This is a genomic window from Bacillus sp. DX3.1 (assembly GCF_030292155.1).
Classification (GTDB): Bacteria; Bacillota; Bacilli; order Bacillales; family Bacillaceae_G; genus Bacillus_A.
Window position 1 is genome coordinate 4481549 of sequence record NZ_CP128153.1, and the last position, 13554, is coordinate 4495102.

Consider the following 13554-nt stretch of genomic DNA (forward strand, 5'->3'; position numbering starts at 1 on the left):
TTCTAGAATCCAAGTAAGGATCCGACTTGATATATAACGAACGTTAATACATAAGCAACAATAAGTGGATAAACAACAGAGAAAATTGTCCACTTTACAGATCCTGTTTCACGGCGAATAACGGCTACTGTCGCTAAACATGGAACGTATAACAAAATGAAGAACATGAACGCATATGCTGATAATGCAGTATAGTGCGTACCCATTACATTTCCTAATACATCTTCTTTAACAGCATAAATGATTGCCATTGTAGAAACGACAACTTCTTTTGCTAAAAATCCTGTTAATAATGACGCCGCTGCTTGCCATGTTCCAAAACCGAGCGGCGCTAAAATTGGTGCCACGAAACCACCAATCATCGCCAAGAAACTATCCCCCATATCTACGCCAAATCCCGATGGCCCCGCGTAGTTTAGTAGCCAAATGACGACAGAACCACCAAAGATAAACGTACCTGCTTTACGTACGAAACCTTTTCCTTTTTCCCAAGTACTAAGCCATAATGTTTTTGCTTGTGGCACACGGTAAGGTGGAAGCTCGATAACAAAAATAGATTTTTCTTCTTTTAAAACGGTAAGAGACATTACCTTTGTAACTAATAATGCGAGTACAATACCTGCAATGTATAAAGAGAACACGACCATCGCTTGACTATGAGGGAAAAAGACTCCCGCAAATAATGCATATACAGGTAACCGTGCCGAACAAGACATAAATGGTGTTACTAAAACGGTAAGTAATCTCTCTTTCTCTTGTTCAATTGTTCTCGCTGCCATAATCCCTGGTACGTTACAACCGAAACCTATGATCATCGGAATAAACGCTTTTCCATTTAAACCAAAGTACTCCATAATACGGTCCATTACAACGGCAATTCGTGCCATATAACCTGAGTCTTCTAATAACGAAATAAAGAAGAACAACGCAAAAATTTGTGGAACGAATACTAATACAGCCCCAACACCAGCAATAATCCCTTCTGTAACGAGAGCTTGAATAAACTCAGATGCTCCGATATTTGCAAGTCCTGCTGTGACCCAATCTGTGAACTGCCCACCGAGAAATCCATCAAGTATATCCGATAAAGGTGTCCCAATCCACGTAAACGTAACCTGAAAAATAAAAAACATAACTGCTAAAAAGATTGGAAGTCCTAAAACTTTATGTGTAATTAACTGATCAATTCTTTCAGAAAAAGGAATACTCCCTTCTTTTTCACGACGAATGACACTCGTTTTTAACTTTTCAATATACGCTGCACGTGCATTATAAATATACTGCTCCAACGTCACGTCAAGTTCTGCTTCTAGTGCCGATCGAATGGCTACCAGTTCTTTATAAGTAGACAATTGATTTAACTCTTGTTCTACCACTTCATTATTGCTTAAAAATTGAAGTGCAAGCCATCTTGGATGCTCATAATTTGCTTGCCCTAATATGTCTATTAATTGTGCAATGCCTGCATCTACGTTTTTACCGTAAGAAAGAATAAAAGTTTTTCCTTTCTTCTTCCCACTCTCATGAAGAGTAGCTAGTAATTCATCGCAGCCTTTTCCACTTCTCGCAACAACAGGAACGACTGTTACACCGAGCATTTCCGCTAGTTTTTTTGCATCAATTATAATCCCGCGCTGCTTCGCAACATCGACCATATTTAACCCGATAGAAAGTGGCTTACCAAATTCTAATAATTGCAGAGTCAAATGCATATTACGCTCAAATTGAGAAGAGTCTACAATATTTAGCATATGATTAAATTCTTCTGTTAATAGAAATTTGGTAACGACTCCTTCATCACGGGAAACTGGATTTAAGTCATATACGCCTGGTAAATCAATTAATGTTCCTTGCTTATCTTTTAACTTACCAACTTTCTTTTCTACCGTTACTCCGCTCCAGTTCCCTACATATTCATAGGAACCAGTAAGCGCATTAAATAATGATGTTTTTCCGGTATTCGGATTCCCTAGCAAAGCAACCTTATTCACGCTAATTCCACCTTTATCATTTTCGCGTCACAATGACGAATACTAATTAATTGTCCACGGCACTCTAATGTACAAGGGCCATTGAACATTGCCTTTTGTTTTATACGAAGCTCGCAACCCTCTGATAGGCCAAATGCAGCTAAACGTCTTTTCAATAATTTATCAAGCGCCTGTAAATTTTTCACTCGTACCTTTTCACCTATACTTATCTCAACTAAACTCATAATCTCCCCCCTCAAAAGAGAATGATAATTATTTTCAAAAAAATTGTATCATATTCTATTTATCAAGTACTATAGCTTTTCCCTTCATATTTATTAACATTTTCGTACAATTATATTTAAATACCTAAATGTCCATTTGTCATTCTCATCCATTTCCATTACAATGAACCTAACAAATAAAGAATCTCGTTATCACAGGGGGAGCCCCGTTGCTGAGAGGGAACACTTCGTTCCGACCCTTTGAACCTGTTAGTTAATGCTAACGTAGGAATTGTGCAAACGTTGAAATACATACCTCATCATTTTCTACATACGTATTTCATATCTCCCTATGGTAATTCTTCTTTTTTTGTGCAACTTGGATCTAGGGGGAATAACAACATGCGTAACACCAATTTACAAGCGATGATTGAATCTGCAATCCTTGCAGCCTTTGCCTTGATCATCGACATTTTACCACTATCGATTAAACTTCCAACAGGCGGTTCTATCTCATTTGCTATGATTCCTATTTTTATTATCGCTTACCGCTGGGGATTTAAAAAGGCTTTCTTAGGCGGCTTAATTTGGGGGCTACTACAAATCGTAGTCGGCGATGCTTATATTTTAACGCCTGTACAAGCGTTTATTGAGTACTTCATTGCATTTGCTTTTATCGGTTTTGCTGGTTTATTCTATCGTCCCATTCAAAAGGCACTTGCAAATCAGCAAAAAAATAATCAAGACGAATCTAACTTTGATAGTCGAAAAGACAAACCTATATCAGCGGGCAATCAAAGAAAAAAAGCTCTTGTATATATTATCATTGCTACATTTATCGGTAGCTTTGCACGCTATTTCTGTCATTTTATTGCTGGCGTTATCTTTTTTGGAAAATACGCACCGCCAGGACAATCCGCTGTCCTATATTCGTTAATCGTCAACGGTAGTACAATGCTTGCTTCTTTCGGGTTATGTACAGTGTTACTACTCCTTTTATTTACAACATCACCTCGCTTATTCAAAAGTATTGGTGCACATCATATGAATTCAAAAAAGAAGAGTGCCTAAATAGCACCCTTCTTTTTCACTAAATCAAACTATATTTTCAGAAACACTACATACATGTAAGTAAGACGAAAGACAATTCAATATAAGAAATGTACTCATCCTACTACAATAATACTCTTGCAATACGGAGAATTTTCAACCTATAAAATTGTATTTTCATATTTTCTGTTAATAGATTCACTGAGTTATGTCAATAATAAATATAATAAATGCACAAAAGAAAATAAATACCATTACACTTAGTAAATTGCTATTCACGGCTAATCTACTCCTTAAAAAACTCATTTTCTATTGAAATTATACGTTTGAAACATAAAGATAAGATAAAGATATTATCAAAAAAAATTAAAAAAAGTGTAGAATGTCCTTTCTACACTTTTTTCTGTAAATAAAAATAAAACAGCACACCATCTTCTGTATTATTTACACCATACTCTACGCCATGAAGTTCTAAAATATTTTTAGAAATGGCAAGCCCAAGCCCCGTTCCACCTTTTGAACGCTGACGAGCCGTATCTATCCGATAAAAACGATCCCAAATTTTATCTAATTGCTCTTCTTGAATATGAGCACCTTTATTTTCTATACAAACCTTTACTCGATTTGGTTCATCTATTGTGGAAATAATAATATCTTCTTTTTCCGGCGTATAACGGATTGCATTCGTAATGAAGTTGATAATTACTTGTTCAATGCGATGTTGATTGGCAATAACTTCAAATGGAGATACATGTTTGTAAACATGTAGTTCTTTTTTCTCTATCTCTAATGATAGCTGTTCACATATATGCTCAATAACTCCATCAATATAAAAAGTATCCATTTTCATTTTATATGTGCCGGATTCAAATTTAGCTAACTCCAGCATGTCCAAAATTAACATATCCATCTTATCTACTTCTTTTTCCATCGCTTGAAAATAATATTCTTTCTTATGCTCAGCGACCCCATCTTTTAAGATAGAAATGCAGCTTTTCATAATACTTAGAGGAGTTTTCAGTTCATGTGATACACCTGCAATAAACTCTTTCCGTGTGTTTTCTAACTTTCTTTCTTTTTCGATGTCTTGTTCCAGTTGTCCAATATGTGAATGTAGTGTATTAGATAGCATGTTAATATTTTCCGATAAATCTCCAATCTCATCTTTTGAAGTAATCGGGATTCTTTCCGTGAAATCTAAATGTGCAATTTTTTTCGTTGTATCATTTATTCGTAATAACGGTTTTGCAATTTGTTTTGAATAATAGAAAGAAGCAAGAAAAATAAGTACTAATACAAACGCAATGATATATACATAATAATCCTTTACCATTTGTACTGCTTCATCTACTGGCTGTAAGGAGGCCATTGCAAATATATATGTGAATGAGCCATCTTTTTCTTTTATCGGTTCTATTAACAATTTATATTTTATATCATTTTTTTCATAGTCAATTATCTGTAAGGAATCATTGGTATCTTTACTTTCATTTAACAGTAAGTTTGCTTGAAACTCTTTTATACTCTCCAAAAATAGAGTATTTTTATAAAGGAAATTCGACATTCCTTTGCTATCAGGTAGTTGAATTTTTGTAATAGTTCCTAAAAAAGCAGTACTAGGAACTTGATCAGCACTTTTCTTTTCTTCTTTAACTTTAGTTTGCATATCATTTATTTTCTTATTCAGGGGTTTATTGGACCAATTTGTCCCTCCCTTGTATAGACTTAATCCAGCCGGAACGAAGGTAGAATCTCTATTTATTCCATAAACAGAAATTTGTAATCCTGAAAAATGTGGTAGTTTTTCATTTTCAACCTCTTCTATCCCCATAAGATTATATAGAGGAACTTTAATGTTTGTTTTTCCAAACTCTTTCTGGGACAGTCGATCCAGCTTTACTTCTAAATAAAAATCATCGGCATGTTTTAAATTCCCATCGCTATCTAATGTTGTGATCCACGTATTATTTTCTCGATAAAAATCTTGCTCAAGTTTTCGAATTGATTCTATGTTACCTCCGCTATTCAAATATCCTCTCTCAAAAGAGCTTATGTTCGTTTGAATATCATTTACCTTTCTGTTGGCATAATATTGTTTAAAAAATATCGTTTGTCCAATAAAAATCGTCGCTAAAATCAACATGCATAGTGCTGTTGTAAGAATAAATAATTTGAGTACAATCCCTTTTCTCATACATTCCCCTCAAATTTATACCCCATCCGAACAACAGTCGTAATGTACTTTGCTTTATCTCCTAATTTATTTCGTAAATTACGGATATGACTATTCACTGTCCGGTCATCACCAGCAAATTCATATCCCCAAATTCTTGAAATCAATTGCTCTCTTGTCAAAACAATTCCTTGATTCTTCATGAAATACGTTAATATCTCAAATTCCGTATGCGTTAAATTAACATCGACTCCATCTATCGTAACGATACGTGATGGAAAGTGGACGCAAATCCCCTTAATAGATAACGTATCATTATCATTACTTGGAGATTTACTTGTAAGCGCTCGGCTTTCAAGTAATCGCTTTGCCCTTGCCAATAAAATCGGTGGACTATATGGTTTTGCTACATAATCATCTGCACCTAACTCAAATCCAAGTAACGTATCATCTTCATCTACACGTGCTGTCAGCATAATAATTGGAACTTGAGATGTCTTACGAATTCTTCGGCAAACAGACCAACCATCTAATTCTGGTAACATAATATCAAGAATAACTAAATGAACCTCTTTTTCTTCAAACAAGGATAAAGCTTCTTTCCCATCTCTTGCCTCAAGTACTTTATATTGTTCATTTAGAAAATAATCTTTCAATATTTCGCGTAAAATATCTTCATCCTCAACAATTAAAATTGTTTTTGTCATGTTTTATTTCCCCTTCTCTCATTCTAAGCAACAGATTATCTTCTTTTTCTTTTTGATTCCAAAATATTTAGCAGTTAGATTACTGTAATTTCACTTTCGGATCGCTAGAAATTAACTTCGCTTCAATAATATATCGATCTGGTGCATCACCTATATAATCGAATGGATAGCAAGTTGTCAGCGTTAATGTTGGTTCTTCTTTCTTTACAATAACTGTACGATCATCTGCATGTGTAATCCACATTTTTTGAATTTCATACGTGTAAATATTATTATCATATTCTACAATAAGGCTATCTTTTTCTTTAAGCTCCCCTAGCTCTGTAAATACAGTATCGCGATGTCCACTCAGTACTGTGTGACCCCCTTCAGATGGAGCAGTTGTAATATCACTCACAAACATACCTACTCCTTTTTTTAACGTGGTATCATTCGCTCCCCAATATACAGAAAACTTTTTCTTTATTTTTGGGATATTTAATATAGCTACTTTCTCCCCTTCTTTATATTGCATTTGAGAGGATGGTACTTGAGAATTCACAAGCGTTTCCGCGGAATGTTGTTTTGGTTCTATCTTCTCAAAATGCTTTATTTCTTCTGTTGTTAAATCTTGCGCAGCACTTTTCCCTTTGTACCACTCAAAAAAATAATACGTTCCCATAAAAATACCAACTATCATACAACATAATCCAATACGATTTACAAGTCTCACTTTTAATCCCTCCATGCAAAAAATGGTAGGGTTATCCTACCATTTTTAATATATGAAATTATCCTACTTTCCATAGGCTAATAAGAAATTCGTTTTACGCTTTGATTTTACGGCGAGTAAATCCAAATACTGATCCTAATGCTACAAGACATGCGCTTAATACCATCATTGTTACGCTATTTGATGCTGTATTTGGTAGCTTCTCACCTTTTGTAGCTTGCATTGCTGCTTCTTTTTTCATCTTATCTTGTTTTTGTTGTTCTTGCATTGCTGCTTCTTTTTTCATCTTATCTTGTTTTTGTTGTTCTTGCATTGCCGCTTCTTTTTTCATTTGATCTTGTTTTTGTTGTTCTTGCATTGCTGCTTCTTTTTTCGTCGTATCTTGCTGTACTTGTGCTACTTCTTCTTTTGTCATTGTTCCAGTAGACGCACTTGCCACTGAAGAATACCCTACTGATAAAAGTGCCATCGCACAGATTGGTAAAAGTTTCTTTTTCATTTTATGTCTCTCCTTAGTATACTTTTTTCACATCGCATCGGATGTATTCATAGAATATATCCGTTATGTAAATATGAGATGCAGATGAAATGGATTTCTTTTAAAGATTAAATTTATATTAAAAATACAAAATTCCCCTATTGTGAATAGCATGCCTTTCCGTTTAAAAGGGATCCAAAAAGAACAAAAAAGCATTGTAGATTTTCTCTACAATACTTTTCCCGGTGTTTCAGTATCTAATTGTTACTTTCATGTGATTTCAGAATAGAAGAGTCCGGAACGATAACTATTTGTCTCGGCTCAGTTTTCTTTAAGTGATTATTGACGTTACACTTATGACGCTGAACAACCCATGCTTTAATAGGGTTTGTAAAAATGACTCTTCGCTCTTTATTAGGGGTCTCTTCTCTCTTTTTACAATTCTCATTCCATTTACACCACTTCATTGTAAACTTTGAAGAAGAATGATCTTTTTCTCGATCAAACAAATACGAAAAACTCATATCTCCTGCTAACGTAACAGTATGACTAGTTGATAACAAAGCAAGGGTCGTCCAACGTTTTTCCATTCCCTCCTACTCCTTTTCACATATAGTGCCTAAAACTTGCCTTACCTAAAATGTGTCTGCCTTTTTACCTTACATATGTAAGTGTATACAAAACTATGCTTCTCAACTATCGATTTGTCTTACAAACTACCTTACATTTTTGTAAGAAATAAAAAGCCGCAGCAAAAATGTAAACAGCAAAAGAAGTTATATAAATACAAATTAAAAAAACGACATAAAACCCTTCTTTTTAGGTGGGAGAGAGCATCCGTTCATGCATAGAAGCGGTCAGATCCTTTTCCTGCCCAGACATAGTGAAAACAAAGAGAGAAAACGAGTGCAGGTCACCTTTTGTGATCCATAGCCGCGGCTTATATGTCGAAAAATCAAAATGGATTTATATAGATACGAGATGAAGAAAATCCCTATTGATCAAAGTTTCGCTTTATATCCATTGACTATTTTCGTCATACAAAATAAAAGTATCATATAAAAAACAACGGGAATCATAACAATCCTTGAGATTATCTTTTTCATAACTAACCTCCCTCTTCTTAAATTTATTTTAATCTAAATTTTCCGTAATCAATATCCGTAAAATCGTTATTTACTTCTCTTTTTTGACTTTTTCGCATCAATCCTTTACAGTCAAAATGTTCATAAGTTTTACACTGTAGGAGGATCCCAATGAATATTGAAATAAAAGATACTTTAATCTCTGAAGAAACATTACAAGCAAAAGTAAAAGAACTTGCTCTAGAAATCGAGCGCGATTTTGCAGGAGAAGAAATCGTTGTTATCGCTGTATTAAAAGGTTCTTTCGTCTTTGCTGCTGATTTAATTCGCCACATTAAAAACGAAGTAACAATCGACTTTATCTCTGCATCTAGTTATGGCAACCAAACAGAATCAACTGGAAAAGTAAAATTATTGAAAGATATCGATGTGAACATTACAGGTAAAAATGTAATTGTTGTGGAAGATATTATCGATTCTGGCTTAACGCTTCACTTCTTAAAAGACCATTTCTTCATGCATAAACCAAAAACATTGAAGTTTTGTACATTACTTGATAAACCAGAGCGCCGTAAAGTCGATTTAAAAGCAGAATACGTAGGCTTCCAAATTCCGGATGAATTTATTGTTGGCTACGGCATCGACTGTGCAGAAAAATATCGTAACCTTCCATATATCGCGGCGGTTGCAACAGATAAATAATAGATAGACTGAACTGTTTCATATAAAGCGAAACTTTAATCAGTGGTGAGTTCTTCATCCTTCACTGATCATTAGTCTTTACCTATCGGGCTTTTAGCTTATCCGCCACCTAACTTCCTTGCTTCTTGCAGAACTTTAAGGTGGCGATATTACTATCATTAATGCGTGATAATTTACTCCGTTATATTTTGGAATTTATTAAAGTTCGCATTTTTATAAAAAAAACTTTATAATTAAAAGTATTAAAGGTTGTTAACACAAAAACGTTAACAACCTTTTTATTTTTTTTTTAAAATGATACTTTACTTAAGAGGAGCGATTTTATGTATTGGAGAAAAAATAATACCCCTGTAGAAGAACCCGTGGAAACAGCTGTATGGGAATGCCAAACGGAAGACTGTTTAGGATGGATGCGTAAAAACTTTTCTTTTGATGAAGAGCCAAAGTGTCCTTTATGTAAAGGTAAAATGACAAGCGGAGAACGCCTATTACAGAAGTTATAAAATAACTAAACCTTTTTCATCTCCTAAATTCCCCAACTATGAAGTCAAATGAAGTGAAATTTCCCTCATTTAGGGATTTCTCTTTCTCCTTACCTACGATACAATTCCATTTCCTAAATGTGAATCTAAAATAAAAGGTACAAAAAAGGCTTTGCGTACCTCGCAAAGCCTTTTCTTTATTTACTAATAAGAACTGTACCAATAGCTGCTTCTCTCATTATTTTCCGCTCACAATCGTGAATGACCCCTCCTTAACACTCTTACGAGTTGTTTGAAGAAGGGGCTTCCTGTTTCATAGAGCGTTGCTGCTTGGGGGGTTACCCAAGCAGTCTTACATACTCTCCACAGGCGTCGTTTATACTGTTTGGACACAACCTTGCCCTACAGCTTCAGTCGTTCTCACAAGTAATTGCTCTAACCCTTTTCGTGAAGGTTTCGAACCCGTTCTACTTGTTTATTATAGTTTGCAGAGCCTTTCTTTTTTTTCGAAAGATTACGCTGTGCTTTTTTGAGTTGCTTTTCTTTTTGACGAAGAAATCTTGGATTTTCAAATGCCGTTCCATTTGAAAGAACAGCGTATTTGTTTAGTCCAACATCTACACCAATTGTATTTGCCATATCAATAGAGGAAGGTATAACTTGTCTTTCGACACTAAAAACAGCGTACCATCTCTTGGATTGGCGTTTGATAATCAGTTGTTTGATGGTTCCTTCTATCGGACGATGAAGAAGGATATCGATTTCTCCTAGTCGTTTGTTATATAATTTTCCGTTATCCGCAAATGACATTGCGAAACGGTGTTTCCCATTCAGTTTGAATCCAAATTGTGGGAAAGTGAGACTGTTATATTCTTTATACTTTTTCAATTTTGGATATTTGGAATCCTCACGAAAAAAGCCATCATATGCCTTTTTCAGTCGTAAAAATACTTCTTGTAAAGGCTGTGATGGCACTTCTTTTAGAAAAGGATGGGTTTTCTTATCTATTGTTTGTTGCTTTTGCATGTCAGAACGTGTGTATGATTGTTTGTTTTCTTTCTTTATATTTTCTCTGTCTGTCTAAAAGAGCAGAATTATAGGTTTGACGGCAATATTGTAGCCAACGCTCTAACATTTCTTTTTGTTCTTTGGTGGGGAAAATTTCGTATTTTTGACTTAGCAACATTGTCATCACCTTCCTCTTTTTTCGTTGTAGTGTTTCAGATGCCTAAACACAAAAATAGAATACACGTTCGTATCTATTTCTAGTACTATCATACATGATGTGACATAAAAAGGAAATAGAAATTTCGTGCTATGCACGACCAACATTCATCCCCTCCCTACCACCTGGGCTATGCCCTGCATGTGCTTGAGGAAGGGGGACTTCTGTTGAAGTACTGTTAAAGTAAGAACGAACTGTTAAGAAGTAATATCCAATATAAATAACGCTATACACACCGATACTCATTAATAATGGAATAAGAATTTCATATGGCATTAACGCTGATAGCCCTTTTAAAGCAAACAAGCTGTGTAAAATCCCAACTACTAATGGAATTACGAAAATAAAATGTAAAGAGCAACCGTGAAAGAATCTGTCCCCTTAATTGCTTCTACAAATGTTACGGATAAACGATAACCAGAACCGATTAGGAAAACTGAGATTAACATCATTATAATTGATCCTTTCGGAATCACTTCGCCTTCGCGCTCAGCGTGGAAAAGTTCACTTAATTTAAATACACAAATAAATTAAGCGATAATAATTAGAAACCACTACAGCTATTTCGATCCCATCACCAATGCCCTGAACCTAACCAAGCGAGCGAATACTCAGAGCCCACTATATTTATCCCTCATACTGACTTTGCGACAATCGGATCACAATTAGTATTTGAATTCGGGTGTAAATAGAAAACCTTTCTCGTTTACGAAAAAAGGGGGGGAACGCCTCCAAGATTGGAGGCTTGTTCGAATGTTGCTACCATGTAGGGTGGAGATGTTTGTATGTATAAGGCAAACTATACATATCTCTCTCATATATCATATTCTAAGCAACATTATATGGTTTGGACATTATGTAAACTTTTCTTAACACCAATTATGTTAACCTCACAGGGATTCTTATTCATCAGATACAGAAATAGACATACAAAAACGCCATCCTTTCCTATGATTCAACAGAAAGAATAGCGTATTTTTTCATTTTAGGGAGTATTTTATTTTGTTAGCTTGATAGCGATGTGGCGGTACCTCTAGTAGGTTCTTATTATTATGGAGTTTCATAATTTTTATTTTTAAGATCTAACGAATCTACTATAAATACAAATAAAAATCCAATTGCACATAGAAACTCTAACCAATTGAATGTGTGTTCTTTTAGCAATTCAGAAATAAAGTCAATGCTATTAGTAACAAATAATATTCCAAAAATGCATATGTTAAATTTCAATATTTTTAAACTTTCCATAATGTTCACCTCAATTTCCAAATAAATATATTATTATTTAGATATCATAATAATATATAAGTAAATATCTTTTCACCACACTATATTTTGTGGTTACAATTCTTTTATTTGTTCAATTCATCAGGTTTTTTTAGGAACTACATTAAATTCTGGTACAAAAAATGTTAATTCATTTTTGCTCTACTCTTCCATAATACAGTTATGCCAAAACCAGCAGTAAGAATTAATCCCGCAAAGATATATGGAAGATTAACATTTACATTAAATAAGATACCTCCCAGTGCTGGCCCTACCATATTTCCGAGGCTTGTATAAGTAGAATTCATCCCTCCGGCAAATCCTTGATTTTCTCCAGCTATTTTAGAAAGTAACGTTGTGATTGCCGGCCGGAGTAAGTCACATGCCAAAAAGACGATAAACGTTACAATCATAAGTGCCCAATAATTACTAATAAATGCAGACTCAAAAATATATATAGCAGCTATGAGTAGGCTACATTGAATGATTCTTTTTTCACCAAATTTTTTTACTAGTTTTTCAAAGAATAAGATTTGTACTACTACTCCTAATATGGCGCTTACTGCAATAATTGTTGATATATCCTTGGGCGTAAAACCAAACTTTTTATCAACAACAAAGCTAAACATATGTTCATAAGCTGATAAACCACATGCTAGAACAAAGACAAGTAATAGTGGGATAAAGTATAAAGGGTGAAAAGATTGTTTAATTTCCTGTAAAAAGCTTATTTGTATTTTGTTATCTCTCATTTTATTTCGTTGCTCTTTAGACACAGGTTCTTTCAAAATGAATACTGAAAAACACGCAGCGATACCGGAAATCACAGCTGCAAAAAAGAACGGTGCACGTATGCCAAAATCAGATATAAATCCACCAATCCCAGGGCCAATGATGAACCCTGCACTGATAGATGCTGATAGATACCCTAATGCTTTTGCTCTGTTTTCTAATGAAGTTGTATCAGCTATAAAAGCAATAACTGCCGGCATCATACATGCGGCACTAATACCGCCTAATGCTCTAGAAAGAAATAATACCCATATATGATTTCCAACTCCAAATAAAAATTCAGAGAAAGAAAAAAGGGATAATCCCAGTATAATTATTTTCTTTCGACCAAATGTATCTACCCATACTCCAGCAATGGGGGATGTTAGTAGTTGAACAAATGCAAACGTAGCAATTAAATATCCCATAATGTCAGTACCTAATTGTAATGTCTTCATATAAGATGGCATTATGGGAACAACAAGACCAATACCTAAAAATACAATAAATAAATTGAATAATACTAAGGCTAAAGATAATTTTTTTCTGTTACCTACAATCATGTTACTTCCCTCATTCTATGGTTAGTTAAATACAATCGTAAAAAAACTTTTTATTGTACTAATAAGTAGTGTAAACATTCAAGTTACTTTAATGTCAATACAGTAAATACAAATATAGCTCTTCTGATGTTGGATCAGTAGATTCA

At 34.4% G+C, this 13554-nt stretch carries 13 protein-coding genes, 1 pseudogene and 1 riboswitch; of the genes and pseudogenes, 3 read left to right on the forward strand and 11 right to left on the reverse strand.

The features are described from left to right. Nucleotides 1-2: 2 nt before the first annotated feature. Nucleotides 3-1991 (reverse strand): ferrous iron transport protein B, encoded by a 1989-nt coding sequence (feoB, locus tag QRE67_RS22515; protein ID WP_286122404.1) that lies wholly within the window; start codon nucleotides 1989-1991, stop codon nucleotides 3-5. Further along, on the reverse strand, nucleotides 1988-2215 hold the full coding sequence (locus tag QRE67_RS22520; protein WP_286122405.1) for a FeoA family protein: 228 nt from the start codon (nucleotides 2213-2215) through the stop codon (nucleotides 1988-1990). Before QRE67_RS22520 ends, feoB begins: the two co-directional genes overlap by 4 nt. 187 nt (nucleotides 2216-2402) lie before the next feature. Further along, nucleotides 2403-2504: riboswitch (TPP riboswitch) on the forward strand. Between the two features lie 92 nt (nucleotides 2505-2596). On the opposite strand from QRE67_RS22520, the gene thiT reads away from it, so the two are divergent. Continuing rightward, the gene (gene thiT, locus QRE67_RS22525; RefSeq protein WP_286122406.1) at nucleotides 2597-3265 is read left to right on the forward strand and encodes an energy-coupled thiamine transporter ThiT; all 669 of its coding nucleotides are present in this window, start codon (nucleotides 2597-2599) and stop codon (nucleotides 3263-3265) included. 370 nt (nucleotides 3266-3635) lie between these two features. On the opposite strand, the gene QRE67_RS22530 is transcribed toward thiT, so the two are convergent. The 5 genes from QRE67_RS22530 to QRE67_RS22550 all read right to left on the reverse strand — a co-directional run bounded on the left by QRE67_RS22530 (nucleotide 3636) and on the right by QRE67_RS22550 (nucleotide 7904). Then, nucleotides 3636-5438, reverse strand: a complete 1803-nt coding sequence (locus QRE67_RS22530) for a sensor histidine kinase (protein WP_286122407.1) — start codon at nucleotides 5436-5438, stop codon at nucleotides 3636-3638. After that, the gene (locus QRE67_RS22535; RefSeq protein WP_286122408.1) at nucleotides 5435-6124 is read right to left on the reverse strand and encodes a response regulator transcription factor; all 690 of its coding nucleotides are present in this window, start codon (nucleotides 6122-6124) and stop codon (nucleotides 5435-5437) included. The genes QRE67_RS22530 and QRE67_RS22535 overlap by 4 nt, the downstream gene beginning before the upstream one ends. A gap of 79 nt (nucleotides 6125-6203) precedes the next feature. Further along, on the reverse strand, nucleotides 6204-6836 hold the full coding sequence (srtD, locus tag QRE67_RS22540; protein ID WP_286122409.1) for a class D sortase, LPxTATN-specific: 633 nt from the start codon (nucleotides 6834-6836) through the stop codon (nucleotides 6204-6206). A 94-nt stretch (nucleotides 6837-6930) separates the two neighbouring features. Beyond that, the gene (locus QRE67_RS22545; protein ID WP_286122410.1) at nucleotides 6931-7335 is read right to left on the reverse strand and encodes an LPXTG cell wall anchor domain-containing protein; all 405 of its coding nucleotides are present in this window, start codon (nucleotides 7333-7335) and stop codon (nucleotides 6931-6933) included. Between the two features lie 236 nt (nucleotides 7336-7571). Next, entirely contained in the window at nucleotides 7572-7904 is a 333-nt protein-coding gene (locus QRE67_RS22550; RefSeq protein WP_286122411.1) for a hypothetical protein, read from the reverse strand. A gap of 666 nt (nucleotides 7905-8570) precedes the next feature. On the opposite strand from QRE67_RS22550, the gene hpt reads away from it, so the two are divergent. Beyond that, on the forward strand, nucleotides 8571-9101 hold the full coding sequence (hpt, locus tag QRE67_RS22555) for a hypoxanthine phosphoribosyltransferase (protein WP_286122412.1): 531 nt from the start codon (nucleotides 8571-8573) through the stop codon (nucleotides 9099-9101). Between the two features lie 323 nt (nucleotides 9102-9424). Further along, nucleotides 9425-9604 (forward strand): cold-shock protein, encoded by a 180-nt coding sequence (locus QRE67_RS22560; protein ID WP_286122413.1) that lies wholly within the window; start codon nucleotides 9425-9427, stop codon nucleotides 9602-9604. 414 nt (nucleotides 9605-10018) lie between these two features. On the opposite strand, the gene QRE67_RS22565 is transcribed toward QRE67_RS22560, so the two are convergent. The 4 genes and pseudogenes from QRE67_RS22565 to QRE67_RS22580 form a co-directional block, all read right to left on the reverse strand. After that, nucleotides 10019-10609, reverse strand: coding sequence for an RNA-guided endonuclease InsQ/TnpB family protein (locus QRE67_RS22565; protein ID WP_286122414.1), 591 nt, complete (start codon nucleotides 10607-10609; stop codon nucleotides 10019-10021). Between the two features lies 1 nt (nucleotide 10610). After that, nucleotides 10611-10775, reverse strand: a complete 165-nt coding sequence (locus tag QRE67_RS28950; protein WP_286122415.1) for a helix-turn-helix domain-containing protein — start codon at nucleotides 10773-10775, stop codon at nucleotides 10611-10613. A 195-nt stretch (nucleotides 10776-10970) separates the two neighbouring features. Beyond that, a pseudogene (locus QRE67_RS22575) lies at nucleotides 10971-11156 on the reverse strand (FtsX-like permease family protein); the annotation flags it as partial. Between the two features lie 1064 nt (nucleotides 11157-12220). Continuing rightward, the gene (locus tag QRE67_RS22580; RefSeq protein WP_286122416.1) at nucleotides 12221-13408 is read right to left on the reverse strand and encodes an MFS transporter; all 1188 of its coding nucleotides are present in this window, start codon (nucleotides 13406-13408) and stop codon (nucleotides 12221-12223) included. Between the last annotated feature and the right edge of the window lie 146 nt (nucleotides 13409-13554).